Origin of the sequence: Profundibacterium mesophilum KAUST100406-0324, assembly GCF_009835145.1 — a bacterium.
Classification (GTDB): Bacteria; Pseudomonadota; Alphaproteobacteria; order Rhodobacterales; family Rhodobacteraceae; genus Profundibacterium; species Profundibacterium mesophilum.
The window spans coordinates 117,444-138,303 of sequence record NZ_APKE01000001.1 but is presented as its reverse complement, the minus strand read 5'-3'; the positions used below and the strand labels follow the sequence as shown (position 1 = coordinate 138,303).

Below are 20,860 nucleotides of genomic sequence, written 5' to 3'. Positions count from 1 at the left end.
CGTCATCACATCGAGAAGGACGTGCCGCAACCGCAGGACGAGGTGGCGTTCGGGTTCTCGATCGTGAAGCGGGCACCGATCAGCTCTTCGGTGAAGTCGATGACGGCATTGGCGAGGAAGGGAAGAGAGACGCTGTCGACCAGCACTTTCTGCCCGTTTTTCTCCAGAACGAGGTCGTCTTCGGCGGGCGCATCGAGCTTGATCTCGTATTGAAAACCCGAGCATCCCCCGCCCTCGACCGCGACCCTGAGGGCCTGGCCCTCGGTGCCGGAATTGATCTCGGCCAGTCGCTCGAAGGCGCGGTCCGTTACTTTGGGTGGAAGGTTGAGTTCCATATTGGCAATCCGCATGGCAAATGACGCTTCGTTCAATATATGGAGTGGCAGGCGGAACGACAACAGCAGGCGGCACCATGCACGCACCCTATGCCATGCGACCCGAACAGAGCCGGGGCCGGCGCCATCCCGAGGAGGAGAGCGCCTTCCGCTCCTGCTTCCAGCGCGACCGCGACCGGATCATCCATGCCAGCGCCTTCCGGCGGCTCAAGCACAAGACGCAGGTCTTCATCGAGCACGAGGGCGACTATTTCCGCACCCGCCTGACCCATTCGATCGAGGTGGCGCAGGTGGCGCGCACGATTTCCGGGGTGCTGGGGCTCAATGCCGAGCTGACCGAGGCCGTGGCGCTTGCCCATGATCTGGGCCATCCGCCTTTCGGCCATACCGGGGAGGACGCGCTTCAGGAACTGATGGCGCCCTATGGCGGGTTCGATCACAACGCGCAGGCGATCCGCATCGTCACCTCGCTGGAACGCCATTACGCCGAGTTCGACGGGCTGAACCTGACCTGGGACACGCTCGAGGGCATCGCCAAGCATAACGGTCCGGTGACCGGGCCGGTGCCCTACGCGCTCGCCGATTACAATGCGTGCCATGACCTCGAACTGCACACCCATGCCAGTGCCGAGGCACAGGTGGCCGCGCTGGCCGATGACATCGCCTACAACAATCACGATCTGCATGACGGGCTTCGCGCCGAGCTGTTCTCGACCGACGAGCTGGCGGAGATGCCGCTCCTGAAGGAATGCTTCAACGAGGTCGATGCGCGTTATCCCGATCTGAACTACTATCGCCGCCGTCACGAGGCGTTGCGCCGGTTCTTCGGATTGCTGGTCGAGGACGTGATCGAGCAGGCGCGTGGCGCGCTCAAGGCACTGGGCGCGAACAGCGCCGAGGAAGTCCGGATGGCCGGGCGGCCGGTGGTGCGTTTTTCGGAGCCGCTCTGGCGCGACCTGCAGGTGATCCGCCGCTTTCTCTTCACGCGGATGTACCGCGCGCCGTCGGTGGTCGAGATGCGCGGTGAGGTGACGCGCGTGGTGCACGACCTTTTCCCGCTCTTCATGGCCGACCCGTCCCTGCTTCCCAAGCAGTGGCGCAAGGACGTGGCCGAGGCCGATGGCGAGCTGGCCCTTGCCCGGATCGTCGCGGACTACATCGCCGGCATGACCGACCGTTTCGCGATCCAGAGCCACGCGCGGCTCTGCCTCGGGGCGCTGCCCAAACCGAGCCTGATGGCACCGCCGCTCTGACGCGCGGCGGGCGGAAAGGACCCACCCGGTGGAATGCCGGGGGGGCACGATCAGCCGGCAGCGTCGGGCACCAGGATGACCCCCTCGTTGCCTGCGAGCTGTCCGTCCCAGCCCTGCCGCTGCGTGTCGGTGGACATGACGAGGGCGGCGCCGGGCTCCAGCGCGATATCCTGCGTGCCGAAATTCAGGGCAATCTCGAGAACGCGCCCCTCGTGGGTTCGGCGGTAGCGCAGCACCGTGCCGCCCTCCACCGCAAGCAGCTCGAGCGCGCCGAGCGAGAGCGCGGGCTCGCTCCGGCGCAGCGACAGGAGTCTTTTGTGCAGAGACAGCATCGAGCCGGGATCATTCGATTGCGCCTCGGCGCTGCTGCCCTCCGATAACGGCAGCCATGGCGTGCCTTGCGTGAAGCCACGTCCGGGCCCGTCATCCCATGGCATCGGCAGGCGCACCGGGTCGCGCCCGAGCCCCTGTCCCGGCACGTTCCGCTCCCAGGGGTCCTGGATCAGTTCGGGCGGCACGATACCGTTCTCGAGACCGAGCTCGTCGCCCTGGTAGATGGTCGGTGTGCCGCGCAGGGTCATCAGCAGCATCGCGGCCACGGGCGCCTGCGCGGGGCCCGCGCGGCTGGCGATGCGGGCGCGGTCGTGGTTGCCGAGCACCCAGTTGGGCCAGCCGCCCGCGGGCAGGGCGGCCTCGTAGTCGCGGATCAGCCCCGCGATATGGTCCGCATCCCACGGTGCCTCGATCAGGCCGAAATTGAAGGGCAGGTGGAAGCCGTCCAGGGCGTCGCCGTAATAGCGCATGACCTGCGCCAGCTCGCCATAGGCCTCTCCCACCAGGACCCGGCCCTCGTAGGCATCGGCGACCGCGCGCATCTCGCGCACGAAGGCATACCCGTCGGGCTGATGCGAGGAATAGGTGCGAAAGAGCTGCCGCGCGGGGCCGAGCCGTTCGTGCCAGTCGGGGTTGGGCAGGTTGTCGCGGAAGGCGTCATCGGGGGCGATATGTTCGGCCGCATCGACCCGGAACCCGTCCACGCCCCGGTCGAACCAGAAGCGCAACGCATCGAGCATCGCGGCCCGCAGATCGGGATTGCGCCAGTTCAGCGCGGGCTGCTCCGGCAGGTAGATGTTGAGGTAATACTGACCGCTGGCCGCGTCGAAGGTCCAGGCCGGGCCGCCGAACTCGCTCAACCAGTTGTTCGGCGGGCCGCCGTCGGGACCGGGATCGCGCCAGATGTACCAGTCGCGCCGCCGCGATCCGCGCCCTTCACGAGCCTCCCGGAACCACGGATGCTGATCCGAGCTGTGGCTCGGCACGAAATCGAGAAGGACGCGCAACCCGAGCCCATGGGCCGCGTCCACCAGGGCGTCGAAGGCTTCGAGGTCGCCGAAGAGCGGCTCGATCCCGGTGTAATCGGTGATGTCATAGCCGGCATCGCGCATCGGCGAGGGAAAGATCGGCGAGATCCAGATCGCATCGACGCCCAGGTCGCGCAGGTAGGGCAGGCGCCGTTCAATCCCCCGCAGATCGCCCACGCCGTTGCCGGTGCTGTCCTGGAACGAGCGCGGATAGACCTGGTAGATCACGCCCTGCTTCCACCATTCGACCTGCTTGTGCGTCATTGTCGGAACTCCCCCGGTTTGACCGCGTTTCGGCGGGCCGCGCTGCATGGCCCCGAGCCGGCATGGATGGCCGGCGCGGGATGCGTCCCCGATGCCGCGCGGTTTTCCTTGACCTTCGTCATCGCGCGGTCAAATCCCGGTAGAACCGAAAATGCAAGCCGTTACGCGCGGCCGATCAGAAAGAGAGCACATGGCAGCAGAAAGCATCGGGAGCCTTGATCCCGTCATGGCGATCGCCCTCGTCGGCACCCTCGGGGTGGGATCGCAATGGCTGGCCTGGCGGCTGCGCATGCCGGCCATCGTGCTCATGCTGGTCGCCGGCCTGCTGGTGGGGCCGGTCTTCGGCTTCTTCGATCCCATGCGCGATATCGGACCGATGACGAACGCGATCATCGCGGTGGCGGTGGCGGTGATCCTCTTCGAGGGCGGCCTGACGCTGAACTTCCACACGCTGCGCGATGCGGCCGAAGGGGTGAAGCGGCTGGTATTCATCGGCGCGCCTCTGGGCTGGCTGCTTTCGACGCTGGCGCTGCGCTGGGGCGCGGGGCTGAGCTGGGAGAGCTCGGCCGTCTTCGGCGGGATCATGATCGTGACCGGGCCGACGGTGATCGCGCCGCTGCTGCGAACCGCGCGGCTGGCGCGCCGTCCCGCGCTGCTTTTGCAATGGGAGGCGATCGTCAACGATCCCATCGGCGCGCTTGCGGCGGTGCTGGCCTTCGAGGTGGTTTTGGTGCTGCGCACCGCCGAGAAGGTGGGCGGCGCGGTGATCGAGCTCGGCGTCGGCATTGGCGTGGCAACGGCGCTGGGCCTCGCGGCGGGCTACGGTCTGACGCAGGCCTTCCGCCGCGCCTGGGTGCCGGAATACATGAAGGTGCCGGTGCTCTTCACCATCCTGCTCGCGGTCTTCGCCGTCTCCGACAGCGTCCTGCACGAAAGCGGCCTGCTGGCGGTGACCATCATGGGCATCTATCTCGCGAACGCCAACCTGCCCAGCTACGAGGAGATGCGCCGGTTCAAGGAGCATGCGACGGTGCTGCTGGTTTCGGGCGTCTTCATCCTTCTGGCCGCCTCGCTCGATTTCTCGGCATTGGGTCAGCTGACCTGGCGGGCCGGCATCTTCGTCGCGGCCGTGGTCATCGTGGCCCGTCCGCTCACGGTGATGGTGGCACTCGCCTCGACCCGCATCCCGATGCGCGAGCGCGCCCTCATCGCGCTGACCGGTCCGCGCGGCGTGGTGCTCGTGGCGGTGGCCGGCCTCTTCGGCGAGCGCCTTGTCGAGCTCGGCGTCGAGGATGGGGCGCTGATCGGACCGCTGGCCTTCGTGCTCGTGGCGGTTACGGTGGTGATCCACGGCTTCACGCTCAAGCCGTTCTCGCGGGCCCTGGGATTGCAGGCCGCCGAGACGCCGGGCGTTCTCTTCGTGGGCGGCTCGCGCTGGACGACGGGCCTTGCCGAGACGCTCAAGAGCGAGCTCGATCTGCCGGTGCTCATCTCCGATCCCAACCGCAGCCACCTGCGCCGCGCACGCGAGGCGGGCGTGACGACCTTCTACGGCGACATCCTGTCGGAAGGGGCGGAGCGCAATATCGACATGGCCTCGTTCAGCACGCTTCTCGTGGCCACCGACAACGATGCCTACAACACGCTCGTGGCAACCGATCTTGCGCCTGATTTCGGCCGCGAGAACATCTATCAGATCGGCCGCGAGAAATCGGAGACGGCGCGCCATGCGCTTCCCGCCTCTCTCGGCGGGCAGAGCATCGCCCACAAGGCCACCTATAACGAGCTCAACCGGATGATGTGGCAGGGCTGGACCTTCCGCGTGACCCGTCTGAGCGAGGAATACGGCATGGCCGAATGGCGCGAGAAGCGGCCCAACGCGCTTCTGCTGGCCTATATCGATCCCGAGGGCGAGATCCATTTCCTCGGCAGCAACGAGGGGGATCTGCATCCCGAGCCCGGCACCAAGCTCGTCTCGATGCTGCCCCCCGAGGAGAACGACAAGCCCCTTCGCACCGGCTGAGCGGTCCGCCGGCCCCCCCTTCTGATGGGGGCCGGCGCCCTCAATTCACTCGGCGACGCCGAGGTAGAACACGGCCCAGACACGCGCCGGATCAAGTCGTGATGCGGCTTCCGCATCGTCGATCTTCGGGAAGATGATCATCGCCGGACCGATATCGCCGATCGCGAGGGGGATGCCGTCGGCATGGGTGGCGAGTATCGGTCCATAAGCCGCGATGTCCTCCGCCGAGATCTCGGGCTGATACCCGTCGAGCGCCATCGGAAGGGCGCCCTTGTCCTGCGCCCCGGCCGCGCGCATCACTTCCGACAGGAGCGGCCCCGAGAATGTCACCTGGGTCTGCGTGCCGGGCAGGTTCGAGACCACCTCGGCGCTTTCGAGTTCGGCCAGGGCAGCGGCGTCGAGGCCTTGCGCGCCGGCAAGGTCGATCCCGTATTTGGCAAAGAGAGACTGCGCGCCTTCGGATGCGGTCTGCATCGGGCCGGCATCGCCCCCGACGGTGATCAGGACGCGTCCGTCCTGCGGCGAGTGCCCCTCGGCGATGGCGATGGCGGGCAGCAGGCTGAGTGCGGTTGCGAGAATGAACGAGCGCATGTCTGGTAAGGTCTCCTAGGATATGGCAAGGCCGCAGAGTGGCGTCGGTGCACGCCGTGCGCAAGCCCCGTGGGCGCGGCGCGGTTGACCGCCGGCGGCGCCGTGGTAAACCCGCGCCACCTGCAAGGACAAAAGCCATGAACATCTTCGACGAAATCCGCGGCCTCGTGATCGAGGCACTGGACGCCTTGGCCGCCGAAGGCGTGCTGCCCGCCGGTCTCGATACCTCGAACGTCGCGGTCGAGCCGCCGCGTGACGCCGCGCATGGCGACATGGCGACGAACGCCGCGATGGTGCTGGCCAAGCCCGCGAAGATGAAGCCGCGCGACATCGCCGAGCAGCTTGCCGGCAGGTTGTCCTCGGACCCGCGCATCGCCGGGGTGCAGATCGCCGGGCCGGGTTTCCTCAACATCTCGCTCGGCGCCGAGATCTGGGAAGAGATCACCTGTGCCGCGCTTGCCGATCCGCACGGGTTCGGGCGCTCGGCGATGGGCGCGGGGCGCAAGGTCAATATCGAGTATGTCTCCGCCAACCCGACAGGGCCGCTCCATGTCGGCCATACGCGGGGGGCGGTCTTTGGCGACGCGCTGGCCGCCTTGCTGGATTATTCCGGCTGGGATGTGACGCGCGAATATTACATCAACGATGGCGGGGCGCAGGTCGATGTGCTCGCGCGGTCGGTCTACCTGCGCTATCTCGAGGCGCATGGGCGCGAGGTCGCCTTCGAGGACGGGACCTATCCCGGCGATTACCTGATCGACGTGGGCGAGGCGCTGAAGGCGAAGGTGGGCGATGCCTTCGTCGACAAGGGCGAGCAATACTGGCTCGAGGATGTGCGCGCCTTCGCGACAGCCGCGATGATGCGGCTGATCCGCGAGGATCTCGCCGCCCTCGGGGTGAACATGGACAATTTCTTCTCCGAGAAGGCCCTCTACGGAACCGGCCGGATCGAGGAGGCGCTCAAGACACTCGACGATGACGGGCTCATCTATCGCGGCACCCTCGAGCCGCCGAAGGGCAAGCTGCCGGAGGATTGGGAGCCGCGTGAGCAAACCCTCTTCCGGTCCACCGCCCATGGCGACGATGTCGATCGTCCGGTGCTCAAATCCGATGGTAGCTGGACCTATTTCGCTCCCGACATCGCCTATCACCATGACAAGATCGCCCGCGGTTTCGACGAGCTGATCGATGTCTTCGGCGCCGATCACGGCGGCTATGTCAAGCGCATGAAGGCCGCTGTCTCCGCCCTGTCGAAGGGGCGGGTGCCGCTCGACGTGAAGCTGACGCAGCTCGTCAAGCTCTACAAGAACGGCGAGCCGTTCAAGATGTCCAAGCGGGCAGGGACCTTCGTCACCCTGCGCGACGTGGTCGAACAGGTGGGCCCCGATGTCACGCGGTTCCACATGCTCACGCGGAAGAACGACGCGCCGCTGGATTTCGACTTCGCCAAGGTCACGGAGCAGTCGAAGGACAATCCCGTCTTCTACGTCCAATACGCCCATGCGCGGATTCGCTCCGTGCTGCGCCGGGCCGAGGCGGAGGGCATCGCGCCCGCCGATAAACCGCAGATCACGGACCCGGCCGAGATCGACCTTGCGCGCAAACTTGCCGAGTGGCCGCGTCTCGTCGAGATCGCGGCGCGCAATCACGAGCCGCACCGCATCGCATTCTACCTCTACGATCTGGCAAGCGCGCTTCATGCACTGTGGAACAAGGGAAATGACGACATGTCCCTCAGATTCGTCCAGGATGGTGACCCTGGGGCAACGGCAGGCAAAATAGTGCTGCCTAAAGCGGTGTCCGTTGTCATTTCGGCCGGGCTTGGTATTCTTGGGGTGACCCCGGTCGAGGAAATGCGCTGACGGCTGCAAAGCCGCGATAAAGCGCCCCTTCCGTGGGATCGAGCAGGCAGACAGTGACCTTCGGCGGGGAATTCGGGGTCACCGGCAGTGAGGCAACAGGATGAACAAGTATCACGACGAGGCCGGCGGCTTCGTGACCGATTTCGATACGCCGAGCAGGGGCGTGCGCGTCTCCCGTATGCTCAGCCTTTCGGGCGGGGTGGTTTCTCTCGCGATGATCGCCGGAACCGCCATGTGGGGCTACCAGCTCGTCATGCGCGACGTGACCGGCATCCCGGTGGTTCGTGCCCTCGACGGTCCGATGCGCATCATTCCCGAGGATCCGGGCGGCAGCCGTGCCGATCACCAGGGCCTCGCTGTCAACGAGGTCGCCGCCGTGGGCTCCGCCGGTCGTGTCGCCGATCAGGTCATTCTCGCGCCCGAACCCGTGCTCCTGTCTGACGAGGATCGCGCGGGGAGCGAATATGCCGGCCTGATGGCCGCGCCGGAAGACGATGGAAGCGTCACCGACCTCGCGCCCGGCGAGGACATCTTCGCCGATGCGCAGCCCGGCGCCGATGCCGAAGCGGATGTGGCGTCCTCGGAGATGGACGAGATGGCGGAGACGAATGCCGAGGCCGGAACGCAGGGCGAGACGCTGCTTGCTTCGGCCAGCGACCGCGCGGTGGCCGAGGCGCTCGGGCTGCTGCCGGCATCGACGGGCGATGCGCAGGCCGACGCGCTGGCCCTCGCCGAAGCGATCAGCGCGGGCGTGCCCCGCCTGTCCGAGGCCGAGACGATCGGCGCCGAGCGCGACCGGAAGGGCATTTCACGCTCCCCGCGCCCCCTGACCCGTCCGGCGCAGCTCCTGCTCGCGGCAGCGAATGCCGTGGCCTCGCCGGCCGAGGCCTCGACCGTCGACCCCTCCCAGATCGAGACCGTCAGCGCGCCCGGCGGGATCGAGATCGACCCGTCGATCCTGACTGTCGGCACCCGCCTCGTTCAACTTGGCGCCTTCGACAGTGACGACGTCGCCCGCGCCGAATGGCAGAAGATCTCCGGCAGGTTCGACCAGTATTTCGCCGGCAAGCGCCGTGTGGTGCAGCGCGCCAAGTCGGGCGGCAAGACCTTCTACCGTCTGCGTGCCGAAGGCTTCGCCGATCTCAGCGACGCACGCCGCTTCTGCTCGGCACTCGTGGCCGAGGGCACCGATTGCATCCCGGTCGAGCTGCGCTAAGGGTATGACGGCGGGGGCATGTATCCTTGGCTGCGCGGGGACGCGCCTCGGAGCCGGCGAGGCCGCCTTCTTTCGCGAGGCCGACCCCTGGGGCTTCATTCTCTTTTCGCGCAATGTCGACACGCCCGAGCAGCTGCGCCGACTGACGGATGACCTGCGCGGCAGCGTCGGGCGCGATGCGCCGATCCTGATCGACCAGGAGGGCGGGCGCGTGCAGCGCCTGCGGCCGCCGTATTGGCGCCCCTGGAGCCCACCGCTCGATCACGTGCGCGCGGCCGGAGCGGCAGCGGAGCGCGCCATGTATCTGCGCTCGCGGCTGATGGCGGACGAGTTGCATGCGCTCGGCATCGACGTGAACTGCGCGCCTTCGGCGGATGTCGCGCGGCCGGAGACACATCCCTTCCTTGCCAATCGCTGCTACGGATCGGAGCCGGGGCTCGTCGCGGGGATCGCCCGTGCCGTCGCGCAGGGACTTCTGGCGGGCGGTGTCCTGCCGGTGCTCAAGCATATTCCCGGCCATGGGCGGGGAACGCGCGATTCGCATCTTGCCCTGCCGGTGGTCAGCGCGACGCGGCGTGATCTCGAAGCGGAGGATTTCGCACCCTTCGCCGCGCTGGCGGACCTGCCGATGGCGATGACGGCGCATATCGTCTATGGCGCTCTCGACGAAAGCCCCGCAACGCAGTCGCGCTCCGTGATCGCCCTGATCCGCGAGCAGATCGGCTTTGGCGGTCTTTTGATGACCGATGACATCTCGATGGAGGCCCTCGGCGGAAGCATCGCGGTGCGCAGCCGTGCGGCGATGGATGCCGGTTGCGACCTGATCCTGCATTGCAATGGCGAGCGGCCGGAAATGGAAGAGGCGGTGAGCGAGGCCGGCAGGTTCTCCGCCGCCGCCGCCGCCAGGGCCGACCAAGCGCTGGCGATGAGGGCGGCGCCCGATGATGCCGACATCGCCGCGCTCGAGCGCGAGCTGGACGCGCTTCTGGCCGGGTAGAGCCATGACGGATTCAACAGGCACCGACGGCACCGACGTCGCCGAACGCCGCGCGGCGGAGGCGTTGATCGTGGATGTTGGCGGGTTCGAGGGTCCGCTCGACCTGCTTCTCAGCCTCGGCCGGAGCCAGAAGCTCGACCTGCGCCAGATCTCGGTGCTGGAGCTCGCGCGGCAATACCTCGCCTTCGTCGAGCGTGCCCGTGCCCTGCGCATCGAGCTGGCGGCGGACTACCTCGTGATGGCGGCCTGGCTCGCCTATCTCAAATCGCGCCTGCTGTTGCCGCCGGACCCGGCGGACGAGGAGCCGAGCGGTGCGGAGATGGCGGCGCATCTGGCATTCCAGCTGCAACGTCTCGAGGCGATGCGCACGGCCGCGGCGCAGTTGATGGCGCGCGATCGGCTTGGCCGGGATGTTTTCGCGCGCGGAGCGCCAGAGACATTCTCGCGCAAGCGCAAACTGCGCCATACGGCGACGCTGCTCGATCTGATGCAGGGTTATGCGCGGGTTCGCACGCGTGACGATTTCCGCCCCTTCGTGATGGACCGCTCGAACGTGATGAGCATGGAGCAGGCGCTCGACCGGCTGCGGGGGCTCATTGCCTTTGAGGGCGACTGGACCTGCCTGTCGGCCTATCTTCCTGCCGAATGGGAGGGCGACCCGCAGCGCCGGCGTTCGGCCACCGCCTCGCATTTTGCCGCCTCCCTCGAGCTGGCCAAGGCGGGGCGGCTCGAATTGCGACAGGCCGGAACCTTCGCACCCATCCATATCCGCAGGACATCGCAGACATGAGCCGGACCGACGAGGCAGCAGCGAGCGTGGCGCGGGATTCCCGTCCGGAGCCGGACCTTTCCAGCGCGCCGCCGATCGCGCCCGACATCGCGCAGCAGGAGCGGATGGTCGAGGCCATGCTCTTCGCCAGCGCCGCCCCCATCACCGCCGCCGAGATCGAGGTCCGCCTGCCGCATGGTTGCGACGTGGCCGCCGCGCTTGCCCGGATCGAGGCGCGCTATGCCGGGCGCGGTGTGGTCCTCACGCGGGCAGGCGAGGGCTATGCCCTGCGCACCGCGCCCGATCTGGGCTTCTTGATGGAGCGCGAGATCGTCGAGACCCGGCGGCTCAGCCGCGCCGCGATCGAAACCCTGGCGATCATCGCCTACAACCAGCCGGTCACCCGGGCGGAGATCGAGGAGATCAGGGGCGTCTCGGCCTCGCGCGGAACCCTGGACCAACTCATCGAGATGGGCTGGATCCGTTTCGGTCGGCGGCGGCAGTCCCCCGGCCGGCCCGTCACTTACGTGACGACCGACGATTTCCTGGATCACTTCGGCCTGCCATCCACGGGCGATCTGCCGGGACTGGGGGAGCTGCGCGCTTCGGGGCTGCTTGCAAGCCGGCCGATGCCCGAGGCGCGTGCGTCCGACGGGGTTCAGGCCGCGTTCCTCGACCCGCAGACCGGCAGGCCCCCCGACGAGACCCCGTGAGGCCGCGCCGCCGCGCTCAGGACGCGGGGGAGAAATGTTTGGAGAGCTTCAGCCCCTGGCCCTGGTAGTTCGAGGCGATCCCGCTTCCATAGAGCTGTTCGGGGATCTCCTCCATCGTCTCGTAGATGAGCCTGCCGACGATCTGCCCGTCCTCGAGGGCGAAAGGCGCCTCGTGGCAGCGCACCTCTAGCACGCCGCGCGATCCGGCGCCGCCCGCGGGCGCATAGCCGAAGCCCGGATCGAAGAAGCCCGCGTAATGGACCCTGAACTCGCCGACCATGGCCAGGTAGGGGGCCATCTCCGCGGCATGCCCCGGCGGTATGGTCACGGCCTCGCGGCTCACGAGGATGTAGAAGGCACCGGGATCGAGGATCACCTGGCCGCGCCTTGTGCGGATTTCCTCCCAGAAGGCTTCCGGCGCGTAGGCGCCGATGCGGTCGAGGTCGATGACGCCCGTATGCGGCTTGGCCCTGTAGCCGACGAGATCGCCCCGGCCGGGGCCCAGATCGACCGAGAAACCGAGCCCGTCGCCGATCACGGCCGTCCCGTCGACGAGCGGCGTGCGGCCATGCAGCCGCGCGAGCGCATCGTCACCGAGCCGCGCCTCGCCCCGGCGCAGGCGCAGTTGGTTAAGGCGCATGCCCGGCCGGGCCAGCACGCTGAATGACCGGGGGCAGATCTCCGCATAGAGCGGCCCGTGATAACCCTCGGGCACGCGGTCGAATTCGGTCCCGCCATCGGCAATGGTGCGGGTCAGCAGATCGAGCCGTCCGGTGGAGCTCTTGGCATTGGCGGCGGCGCCGATATCAGCGGGCAGGGCCAGGCGTTCCATCAGTGGAACGACATAGACGCAACCCTTCTCCAGCACGGCGCCGCCATCGAGGCTGACCTTATGCATGGTGAAATCCTCGAGCCGTTCGGCCACCGACTTGCCGTGACCGGCGAGGAAGGAGGCCCTCACCCTGTAGGCGATGCTGCCGAGCCTGAGGTCGAGAGAGGCCGGTTGCAGCTGATCGCGGTGCACGGGGATCGGGGCGTCGATCACGCGGCGGTCGATCAGCTGGGCGATCGCCTGGCTGGGAAGGACACCTGTCATGACGCGCTCCTGAAAGACGAACGCCCGCTGCCCTTTCGGGCGGCGGGCGATGTCGGTTTGGTCGGGCTAGCAGGACTCGAACCTGCGACCTTCCGTCCCCCAGACGGACGCGCTACCAGGCTGCGCCATAGCCCGACTGCGGCTGCTTTTAACCGATCGAACGGCGGAGGCAAGGGCAGATCGGGCAATTCTCTGGCCTTTTTGCGCGGATCACCCTTGGCGGATGGAGAGGCGTTCATGCAGGGCCGACAGGCGCTGGTGCAACTGTCCGATCACCGCGGGATCGGGCAGGGCATCGCGGCCCGAGGCCGCGCCTGCGATCTCGAGCGCGGCGAGAAGGACCGGATCGCCGCCGGCAAAGGCCGGATCGTCATCTGCCGGGTCCTGCTCGGGCGCATCGCTCGCGAATGCGGTGGAGACGCCGCGGCGTGCCGCGTCATGCTCCTGATCCTCTTGGGAAGGTACGTGCCTTCCACCATTTCCGCGGCCATTCCCGCTGGAGACGAGATCGGCGTGATCTTCGTTGAAGGCGCGGTGGGGGGTGCCGTCCGCCAGCTCGAGCGGCGTGCCGGAACGCCCGGCGCCGGGGCGTGCCGGTTGCAGCTGGACGACATTGGCATCCTCGGCGGGCGGCGCCGTGTGAGATGTCCGGGCCGGGGCGGGTTGCTGGCGATGCTTGGGCACCGGGGGCGGCCCGGCATCCTGCGCCGGCTCCTCGCCGATGCCGAGCGGCGCCGACAGGGAGGAGACATGCTTGACACCATCCTCACGCAGGAGCTTCTGCACGCCCCTGATGGTCAGCCCATCGTCATGCAGCAGACGCTTGATGCCGCCGAGCAGTTCCATGTCTGCCGGGCGGTAGTAGCGCCGCCCGCCGGCCCGCTTGACCGGCTTGATCTGCGTGAAACGGCTTTCCCAGAACCGCAGCACATGCGTCGGTACGTCGAGCCAGTCGGCGACCTCGCTTATGGTGCGAAAGGCATCTGGTGATTTTTCCATGCTGCGCTCTGCTCGTTCTACTTCTTGTTGCCGGCCGCGACGCGGTCCTTCATCAGATGGGAGGGCCGAAAGGTCAGGACACGGCGCGGATGGATCGGAACCTCCTCGCCGGTCTTCGGATTGCGTCCGACCCTTGCCGCCTTGGCGCGGACGCTGAACGTGCCGAAGGAGGAGATCTTCACCGTCTCCCCGGCCACGAGCGCATCCGACATGCTCGTGAGCACCGATTCCACAAGTTGAGCGGATTCGTTCCGACTCAACCCGACCTCGCGAAACACGCATTCGCTGAGATCCATTCGTGTCAACGTCTTTTCGCTCATTGCATGATCCCCCGATGATGTTGGGAAAACATGATCCTTTCGGGAAATCTTGTCAATATCAGACGCTTGGAGAATGCGCCTAAAGCAAGGTATGAGCGGTATACCACCGGTGCCGGGCGTGACCTACCAGCGCAGCACCACCGAGCCCCATGCAAGGCCGCCGCCGATTGCCTCGGTCACGAGCAGCTGGCCCTGCTTGATCAGGCCGCGCTGCTTGCCCACCGACAGGGCGAGGGGAATGGAGGCGGCGGAGGTGTTGCCATGATCCTGAACGGTGACGATCACCTTCTCCATCGGCAGGTCCATTCGCTGCGCGGTCGCCTTGATGATCCGCAGATTCGCCTGGTGGGGCACGATCCAGTCCACGTCGGCAGGGGTCAGTCCCGCCTTGTCGAGAGCTTGATGCGCGGTCTGCGCCAGCTTCTCGACGGCGTGCCTGAACACTTCCTTGCCCTGCATCCGCAGATAGCCTGTATCGCGCGTGGCGACTCCGCCATCGACATAGAGGAGGTCGCGGAAGCGGCCGTCGGAATTGAGGTCGGATGACAGGATGCCGCGATCGGATGCCGCGCCGCTGCCATCCTCGGCCTCGAGCACGAGGGCGCCGGCGCCGTCACCAAAGAGAACCGAGGTCGAGCGGTCGCTCCAGTCCATGATCCGGCTGAACGTCTCGGCACCGATCACCAGGACCCGGTCGACCTGCCCGGAAACGAGCAGCGCGTTCGCCGTGCTCAGCGCATAGACGAACCCGGCGCAAACCGCCTGCACGTCGAATGCGAAGCCCGACTGCATGCCCAGTTTCGCCTGCACCATCGTAGCCGCGGAGGGGAAGGTCATGTCGGCCGTGGATGTCGCCAGGATGATCGCGTCGATGCGCGCCGCGTCCATCCCCGCGTCGCTCAGGGCAGCCTCGGCCGCCCGGGCCGCGAGATCGGAGGTGGTCTCGCCCTCTGCCGCGAAATGGCGCCGCTCGATGCCCGACCGGCTGCGGATCCATTCGTCGGACGTGTCGATGGAGCCTTCGAACTCGGCGTTCGGCACCACGCGCTCGGGCAGATAGTGGCCGGCTCCGCGGACCACGGCTCGTCTCGTCATGCTGTCAGGATCCGTCTTGTTCGGGGCTGTGAGCATCTTGTCGAAGTGCGTTCACGGTTGCAACACGGGCGGCAAGGCGCCGCTGGAAGCCGCTGCGGGACAGGGTGACGGCGAGCGAGAGTGCCGCGGCGATGCCGGTCGCATCCGCCGAGCCGTGGCTCTTGACCACCGTTCCGTTGAGCCCGAGGAAGACGCCGCCATTGACCTGTCGCGGGTCGATCCTGGTCTGCAATTTCTTGAAGGAGCCCATGGCAAGCACGGCGCCGAGCTTCGACAGAAGGCCGGTCTGGAGCGCGTCGCGCAGCAGGTCGCGGATCAGCGTCGCGGTACCCTCGCCGGTCTTCAGCGCCACGTTGCCTGTGAAGCCGTCGGTGACGATCACATCGACCCTGTCGGAGGGAATGTCGCCGCCCTCCACGAAGCCGACGAAATCGAAGCCGGCCTCACCCGCGTTGACGCTCAGCAGCTCATGCGCCGCCTTGAGCTCGGCACGCCCCTTGTGCTCTTCGGTGCCGACATTGAGCAGGCCGACACGCGGCTGCTCGATCTGGAGCCCGTTGCGCGCATAGGCGGCTCCCATCAGGGCATATTGCAGAAGGTCGGTCTGATCGGCCCTGATATCGGCGCCGACATCGAGCATCACGTTGAAGCCGGATGCCCCGCGCGAGGGCCAGAGGCAGGCGATGGCGGGGCGGTTGACCCCCTCGATCTTGCGCAGGCGCAGCATCGAGACGGCCATCAGCGCGCCCGTATTGCCACAGCTTACGGCCGCGCTGGCTTCGCCGGCACGCACCGCGCTGATCGCCGACCACATGGAGGTGTCCTTGCCATGACGCATGACATGGCTGGGCTTGTCGTCCATCGTGACGACGCCATCCGCCTTGCGCAACTCGGCGCGCGCGCCAAGTCCCGCCTTGGCGAGCAACGGCGCGAGTTCGGCGGAGCGCCCATGCAGCAGGAAACGCGCCTCGCCATGCTGGCGGGCGGCGCGGACGACACCGGCCACGACCGCGGCCGGACCCTGATCGCCGCCCATCGCATCAACCGAGATGACCGGCGGATCGGCATCCTCGGAGCTTGCGGCTGCCTGTGCCTGTCGTCCTTGGGGGGACATGCCCATGCGAGCCGCCGCGCCTTCAGGCCGCGTCGTCGTCGAGATCGACCTCTGCCGCCTGAGCGACGACTTCGCGCTCGGCATAGTGACCGCAGGCGCCGCAGACGTGATGCGGACGCTTGAGCTCACCGCAATTGGGGCACTCGGCAGGGTTGCCGGGGGTCAGGGCATCATGGGCACGGCGCATGTTGCGACGCGACTTCGTGATCTTATTCTGAGGGACAGCCATGTCTCAACCTCGATGGTTCGGGGGCCGCTGGCCCGGTGGTCATGTGGAATTCGCATGAATTGGTCCGCGGGGCTTTACGCCCTTCATCGGCCCGGATCAAGCCCGGCGAGGCAACTAACTCGCATGGGACCCGTTTTCCTGTCGATCGTCCCCCATGCGGGCGGGCCGGGCAGGGCGTGCGAAAGGGACGCCGGGCGCCCGGGCCCTATAGACCCACATGGGACGCAGGCCAAGACGGTCTGGGCATTTCAAAGCATGGTGATGTCAAGAAGCAAGTGGTGGGCGACCCTGGAATCGAACCAGGCGTGCGTCTCCGCGAGGGAGTTACAGTCCCCTGCCACACCTTGCGGCCTGTCGCCCACTTGCCATGTCCGGGGTGTTTGCCCCATCCGGCGAGGCGTGGGATACAAGTGCCTCCCGGCAGCGTCAACAGGAAAAATCCTTGCGCTCGGGCGGTGCGCCCCGCATGGGTCGCGCGAGGGACGAATGGGCGCCGAACAGGATGGAACCGTCATGAAAAAGCCGAAATGGGTGATCGACAAGGAGCGCGGCGCGCGGGCGGAGGCCAACCAGACGCATTGGCTTTTCGGCCTGCACGCGGTCCGTGATGCCCTCGAGAACACGGCGCGCCAGAAGCTGCGCCTTGTGGTGACGCGCAACGCGCAGGCCAAGCTCACCAAGGCGATCGAGATGTCGGGCATCACGCCCGAGATCGCCGATCCGCGCAAGTTTCCCGTCCCGCTCGATCCCGGCTCGGTTCACCAGGGCGCCGCGCTCGAGACGCGGCCGCTGGAATGGGGCCCGCTCGAGGAGGTCTGCCTCGGCGGGTCGGGGGAGCATCCGCTCGTGGTGCTGCTCGACCGGGTGACGGATCCGCACAATGTCGGGGCCATCCTGCGCTCGGCAGAGGTGTTCGGCGCGGCGGCGGTCATTGCTCCTTCCCGCCATTCGGCGCCCGAGAGCGGCGCCCTGGCCAAGACCGCGTCGGGCGCGCTCGAGCGTCAACCCTACCTGCGCGTCGGCAATCTCGCGGAGGCAATGGGCCGGCTGAAGGACATGGGTTTCGTGCTGATCGGGCTCGACGCTGAGGGCGAGCTGGGCCTTGCGCAAGCGGTCGGGCAGGGTGCTGGCCGCCCCGTGGGGCTCGTTCTGGGGGCCGAGGGGCCTGGCCTGCGGGCCCGCACGAAAGAGACCTGCGATCATCTGGCGAGGATCGACGCTGCGCGCGGCTTCGGCTCGCTCAACGTGTCGAACGCGGCGGCAGTGAGCCTGCACGCGGCCATGATGCGTGGCTGACCGGCTCACGCGGGCTTCACGCTTGCGCGAGAGCGCTCGCAGCCGCCGCCGGGTAACCCCATCTGACCATCAGGTCGCGGAGACGGAACAGCTCCGCGAGACCCTTACTGTCCCTCGTTCAAACCTGCGCCCGGGTCCGTCCCGGGCGCTTTTTTGCGTGCCGGGTCGTGATCGGCATTGCGCGCGGCCGCGGATCGAGTGCAGATCGGGGTATGAGCCTGAATGACGCCGAACTGAAGACATTGCTGACCGAGACCCGGACGATCGCCTGCGTTGGCGTGTCGGCCAATCCCGTCAGGCCCAGCCATTTCGTCGCGAGGTATCTCGCCGCACGCGGCTACGAGGTGACGGCGGTCAATCCGGGCCTGGCGGGGCAGACGATGTTCGGACGAGCCGTGCAGCCGGACTTGGCATCCTTGGAGGGACGGATCGACATGCTCGACATCTTCCGCCGCTCCGAACATGTCCCGGCCCTCGTGGACGAGGCACTCGAGACGCTCCCGGGCCTGCGGGTCATCTGGATGCAGATCGGGGTCAGGCACGAGGCGGCGGCGCACCGGGCGCGCGAGCGGGGCATCACCGTGGTGCAGGACCGTTGCCCCAAGATCGAGTATCAAAGATTGTTCGGAGAGTTGCGTCGGGGCGGTTTCGCCACCGGCATCATCTCCTCCTCGCTCTAGCCTTCAGCTTCGCGAAAATACCTCGCGGGGATCCGGGGGCGCGAAGCCCCCGGCAGGTGCGGCCTAGCCGGCAGGCTTTCCGCGCGCGGCTTTCTCGGCGATGCCGGAGCGGCCCTCGCGGCGTTCGAGTTCGGCCTCGATGTCGGCGAGGCCAAGATCGCGTGCCGCAAGCATCACCAGGAGGTGATAGAGCACGTCGGCAGCTTCGCCCACGAGGGCCGATCGGTCCCCCTTGACCGCTTCGATGATCGCCTCGACGGCCTCCTCACCGAATTTCTCGGCACATTTCTCGGGACCCTTGTCGAGCAGTTTGGCGGTCCAGGAGCTTTCCGGATCGGCGCCGCGCCGCGCCTCGATCGTGGCGGCGAGCCTGTGAAGCGCGCTCATGACATCCTCATCGGGATGCCGGCGGCGGCCATGTGCGCCTTGGCCTCGCCGATCGAATGATCCCCGAAATGGAAGATCGACGCGGCAAGAACCGCGCTGGCGCCGCCCTCCGTCACCCCCTCGACGAGATGGTCAAGCGTGCCGACCCCTCCGGAGGCGATGACAGGCACCCGAACGGCATCCGAGATGGCGCGTGTCAGGCCGAGGTTGAACCCGGAGCGGGTTCCGTCGCGGTCCATGGAGGTCAGGAGGATCTCGCCGGCACCCTTGGCCACCACCGTTCGCGCGAATTCCACGGCGTCGATGCCGGTGGCGCGCCGGCCTCCATGGGTGAAGATTTCCCAGCGGCCGGGCGCGACGGTCTTGGCATCGATCGCCACGACGATGCATTGCGAGCCGAAACGATTGGCCGAGGCGGCGACAACGTCGGGATCGGCGACCGCGGCGGAATTGAAGCTGACCTTGTCGGCGCCGGCAAGGAGCAGGTTGCGCACGTCGTCGGGGCTGCGCACCCCGCCGCCCACGGTCAGGGGCATGAAGCAATGCTCCGCCGTGCGCCGCGCAAGATCATAAAGCGTGCCGCGATTCTCGTGCGTGGCGTGAATGTCGAGAAAGCACAACTCGTCCGCGCCGGCCGCGTCATAGGCGCGCGCGGCGTCGACCGGATCGCCGGCATCCACGAGATCGACGAAATTGACGCCCTTGACCACACGGCCATCGGCGACATCGAGGCAGGGAATGATACGTGTCTTCAGCATGACCGCGGTTCTAGGCCCCTTGCCGCGCCGATGCCAGCGTCTTTGCACCCCCCGCGCCGTGCCTTTGAGCGTATCGTCGCGCGCGCGGGGATGCGCGGGACGAAGCGGGGCCGCACCGGAACAATGGCGCCGCCCTCCCGGTTGGGACGGCAACAACAGGAGGCACATCATGTTCAAGACGATTCTCGCGGCAGGCGCTGTCGCAACCCTCGCTATCCCCGCATTCGCTGATATCGAGCGGAGCAAGGCGCACGGCAATGTGGGCGAAGCCATGGCCCGACTCGAAGCGGCCGTGAAGGAGGCCGGCGCGACGATCTTTGCCAAGGTGGATCACGCGGCCGGCGCGCGCGAGGCGGGGATGACACTTGCCGATAGCCAGCTGCTGATCTTCGGCAATCCCGCGCTCGGCACCCCGGCGATGCAGGCGGATGCTCTCGCGGGGCTCTACCTGCCGCTCAAGGTGCTGGTCTACGCGGATGCGGAAGGTCAGACCTGGGTCGCCTACGAGGAGGTCGAGGAGACCCTCGACAATCTCGACGTCGACGATGACGCCGAATATGTCGGCAAGATGGAGGACGCGCTCGAGAAGCTCGCCGCGGCGGCCGCCGGGGAATAAGACGGGGCGGGCCGGTGCGCGTGTCGCCCGGCCCGCCGAAGAAGGTATTTTCACGAAGCTGAAGGGGCAGCTGTCAGCGCAAGGCCTCCAGCGCCGTGCGCAGATCGAGCGCGCCGTCGTAAAGCGCCCGACCCGAGATGGCGCCCGAGATCACCCCGGTATCGCGCAGGGCCGTGAGGTCGGCGAGCGACGAAACGCCGCCCGAGGCGATGACGGGGATCGAGGTCGATCTCGCCAGCGCCGCGGTCGCCGGGATGTTCGGCCCCTGCATGGCGCCGTCGCGGTCGATATCGGTGTAGATGATGGCCGCGACACCCGCATCGGCGAAGGCGGCGGCGAGGTCGGTTACCATCATGTCCGTCTCCTCGGCCCAGCCGCGCGTGGCAACGCGGCCGGCGCGCGCATCGAGCCCCACCGCGATCTTGCCGGGGTGGGCGCGGGCGGCCGCGCGCACCAGCTCGGGTGTCTCGACCGCCACGGTCCCCAGGATCACGCGCGACAGGCCTTTCTCGAGCCAGGTCTCGATCGTGGCCATGTCCCGGATGCCGCCGCCGAGCTGCACGGGAATGTCGACTGCCGCGAGAATCGCCTCGACCGCCTCCGCGTTGACCGGGCGGCCCGCGAAGGCCCCGTTCAGGTCGACGACATGCAGCCATTCGCATCCCGATTGCGCGAAGAGCCGCGCCTGCGCGGCCGGGTCATCCCCGAAGACCGTCGCCTTGTCCATCTCGCCTTTGAGAAGGCGGACGCATTGCCCATCCTTGAGGTCGATTGCGGGGTAGAGGATCATGGCTGCGTCTCCTGTGATGTCGATGGCGGTCTAAGCCCATGCGGCCGCCAAGCTCAAGCCCGATGCGCGATGCCGCCGACCTCACGTCAGTCTTGC

The 20,860-nt window shown here is 67.4% G+C and carries 22 protein-coding genes and 2 tRNA genes; 10 read left to right on the top strand and 14 right to left on the bottom strand.

Translation table 11 applies throughout. The annotated features are described in order from the left end of the window. Positions 1 to 5 precede the first annotated feature (5 nt). A complete protein-coding gene (locus PMES_RS00625; RefSeq protein ID WP_159963587.1) occupies positions 6 to 335 on the bottom strand; it encodes a HesB/IscA family protein in 330 nt (109 codons plus the stop codon). A 77-nt stretch (positions 336 to 412) separates the two neighbouring features. Between PMES_RS00625 and PMES_RS00620 the strand changes: the two genes are divergently transcribed. Beyond that, positions 413 to 1,588: a deoxyguanosinetriphosphate triphosphohydrolase gene (locus tag PMES_RS00620; RefSeq protein WP_159963586.1), complete on the top strand. Its 1,176-nt coding sequence runs from the start codon at positions 413 to 415 to the stop codon at positions 1,586 to 1,588. Between the two features lie 50 nt (positions 1,589 to 1,638). Here PMES_RS00620 and PMES_RS00615 read toward each other — a convergent pair whose 3' ends face one another. After that, a complete protein-coding gene (locus PMES_RS00615; RefSeq protein WP_159963585.1) occupies positions 1,639 to 3,213 on the bottom strand; it encodes an alpha-amylase family glycosyl hydrolase in 1,575 nt (524 codons plus the stop codon). 190 nt (positions 3,214 to 3,403) lie between these two features. On the opposite strand from PMES_RS00615, the gene PMES_RS00610 reads away from it, so the two are divergent. After that, the gene (locus PMES_RS00610; RefSeq protein WP_159963584.1) at positions 3,404 to 5,236 is read left to right on the top strand and encodes a cation:proton antiporter; all 1,833 of its coding nucleotides are present in this window, start codon (positions 3,404 to 3,406) and stop codon (positions 5,234 to 5,236) included. A 45-nt stretch (positions 5,237 to 5,281) separates the two neighbouring features. On the opposite strand, the gene PMES_RS00605 is transcribed toward PMES_RS00610, so the two are convergent. Beyond that, positions 5,282 to 5,827 (bottom strand): hypothetical protein, encoded by a 546-nt coding sequence (locus PMES_RS00605; protein ID WP_159963583.1) that lies wholly within the window; start codon positions 5,825 to 5,827, stop codon positions 5,282 to 5,284. Between the two features lie 137 nt (positions 5,828 to 5,964). Here PMES_RS00605 and argS point away from each other — a divergent pair, with 137 nt between their 5' ends. The 5 genes from argS to scpB all read left to right on the top strand — a co-directional run bounded on the left by argS (position 5,965) and on the right by scpB (position 11,384). Next, positions 5,965 to 7,689: an arginine--tRNA ligase gene (gene argS / locus PMES_RS00600; RefSeq protein WP_159963582.1), complete on the top strand. Its 1,725-nt coding sequence runs from the start codon at positions 5,965 to 5,967 to the stop codon at positions 7,687 to 7,689. Positions 7,690 to 7,789: 100 nt separating this feature from the next. Next, positions 7,790 to 8,905 carry an SPOR domain-containing protein gene (locus PMES_RS00595; protein ID WP_159963581.1) on the top strand — a complete coding sequence of 372 codons (1,116 nt, stop codon included), beginning with the start codon at positions 7,790 to 7,792 and terminating at the stop codon, positions 8,903 to 8,905. Positions 8,906 to 8,909: 4 nt separating this feature from the next. Next, positions 8,910 to 9,902, top strand: a complete 993-nt coding sequence (nagZ, locus tag PMES_RS00590) for a beta-N-acetylhexosaminidase (protein ID WP_159963580.1) — start codon at positions 8,910 to 8,912, stop codon at positions 9,900 to 9,902. A 4-nt stretch (positions 9,903 to 9,906) separates the two neighbouring features. Then, positions 9,907 to 10,692: a segregation and condensation protein A gene (locus PMES_RS00585; RefSeq protein ID WP_159963579.1), complete on the top strand. Its 786-nt coding sequence runs from the start codon at positions 9,907 to 9,909 to the stop codon at positions 10,690 to 10,692. Continuing rightward, positions 10,689 to 11,384 (top strand): SMC-Scp complex subunit ScpB, encoded by a 696-nt coding sequence (gene scpB / locus PMES_RS00580; RefSeq protein WP_159963578.1) that lies wholly within the window; start codon positions 10,689 to 10,691, stop codon positions 11,382 to 11,384. Before PMES_RS00585 ends, scpB begins: the two co-directional genes overlap by 4 nt. 16 nt (positions 11,385 to 11,400) lie before the next feature. Here the strand turns inward: scpB and PMES_RS00575 are convergent, their stop codons facing one another. From PMES_RS00575 to PMES_RS00540, 8 genes are all read right to left on the bottom strand, one after another. Further along, a complete protein-coding gene (locus tag PMES_RS00575; protein ID WP_159963577.1) occupies positions 11,401 to 12,480 on the bottom strand; it encodes a 2'-deoxycytidine 5'-triphosphate deaminase in 1,080 nt (359 codons plus the stop codon). A gap of 58 nt (positions 12,481 to 12,538) precedes the next feature. Continuing rightward, positions 12,539 to 12,615: transfer RNA gene (locus PMES_RS00570), tRNA-Pro, on the bottom strand. Positions 12,616 to 12,690: 75 nt separating this feature from the next. Further along, on the bottom strand, positions 12,691 to 13,479 hold the full coding sequence (locus tag PMES_RS16970; RefSeq protein WP_438943215.1) for a MerR family transcriptional regulator: 789 nt from the start codon (positions 13,477 to 13,479) through the stop codon (positions 12,691 to 12,693). 17 nt (positions 13,480 to 13,496) lie between these two features. After that, entirely contained in the window at positions 13,497 to 13,799 is a 303-nt protein-coding gene (gene ihfA, locus PMES_RS00560) for an integration host factor subunit alpha (protein ID WP_159963576.1), read from the bottom strand. 123 nt (positions 13,800 to 13,922) lie between these two features. Continuing rightward, positions 13,923 to 14,894, bottom strand: coding sequence for a beta-ketoacyl-ACP synthase III (locus tag PMES_RS00555; RefSeq protein ID WP_159963575.1), 972 nt, complete (start codon positions 14,892 to 14,894; stop codon positions 13,923 to 13,925). A gap of 4 nt (positions 14,895 to 14,898) precedes the next feature. After that, entirely contained in the window at positions 14,899 to 16,008 is a 1,110-nt protein-coding gene (gene plsX, locus PMES_RS00550) for a phosphate acyltransferase PlsX (RefSeq protein WP_159963620.1), read from the bottom strand. A gap of 22 nt (positions 16,009 to 16,030) precedes the next feature. After that, positions 16,031 to 16,237 (bottom strand): 50S ribosomal protein L32, encoded by a 207-nt coding sequence (gene rpmF / locus PMES_RS00545; RefSeq protein WP_159963574.1) that lies wholly within the window; start codon positions 16,235 to 16,237, stop codon positions 16,031 to 16,033. Positions 16,238 to 16,513: 276 nt separating this feature from the next. Continuing rightward, positions 16,514 to 16,597 (bottom strand) — tRNA-Tyr (locus PMES_RS00540). Between the two features lie 153 nt (positions 16,598 to 16,750). On the opposite strand from PMES_RS00540, the gene rlmB reads away from it, so the two are divergent. After that, entirely contained in the window at positions 16,751 to 17,533 is a 783-nt protein-coding gene (gene rlmB / locus PMES_RS00535; RefSeq protein WP_159963573.1) for a 23S rRNA (guanosine(2251)-2'-O)-methyltransferase RlmB, read from the top strand. Positions 17,534 to 17,745: 212 nt separating this feature from the next. Continuing rightward, a complete protein-coding gene (locus tag PMES_RS00530) occupies positions 17,746 to 18,213 on the top strand; it encodes a CoA-binding protein (RefSeq protein WP_159963572.1) in 468 nt (155 codons plus the stop codon). A 63-nt stretch (positions 18,214 to 18,276) separates the two neighbouring features. Here the strand turns inward: PMES_RS00530 and PMES_RS00525 are convergent, their stop codons facing one another. Further along, complete coding sequence (locus PMES_RS00525; RefSeq protein WP_159963571.1) at positions 18,277 to 18,600, bottom strand: phosphoribosyl-ATP diphosphatase; 324 nt, start codon at positions 18,598 to 18,600, stop codon at positions 18,277 to 18,279. Beyond that, on the bottom strand, positions 18,597 to 19,358 hold the full coding sequence (gene hisF, locus PMES_RS00520) for an imidazole glycerol phosphate synthase subunit HisF (RefSeq protein ID WP_159963570.1): 762 nt from the start codon (positions 19,356 to 19,358) through the stop codon (positions 18,597 to 18,599). The genes PMES_RS00525 and hisF overlap by 4 nt, the downstream gene beginning before the upstream one ends. A 169-nt stretch (positions 19,359 to 19,527) precedes the next feature. Here hisF and PMES_RS00515 point away from each other — a divergent pair, with 169 nt between their 5' ends. Continuing rightward, positions 19,528 to 19,974 (top strand): DUF302 domain-containing protein, encoded by a 447-nt coding sequence (locus tag PMES_RS00515; protein WP_159963569.1) that lies wholly within the window; start codon positions 19,528 to 19,530, stop codon positions 19,972 to 19,974. Between the two features lie 73 nt (positions 19,975 to 20,047). Here the strand turns inward: PMES_RS00515 and hisA are convergent, their stop codons facing one another. Further along, positions 20,048 to 20,764, bottom strand: a complete 717-nt coding sequence (gene hisA / locus PMES_RS00510; RefSeq protein ID WP_159963568.1) for a 1-(5-phosphoribosyl)-5-[(5-phosphoribosylamino)methylideneamino]imidazole-4-carboxamide isomerase — start codon at positions 20,762 to 20,764, stop codon at positions 20,048 to 20,050. Between the last annotated feature and the right edge of the window lie 96 nt (positions 20,765 to 20,860).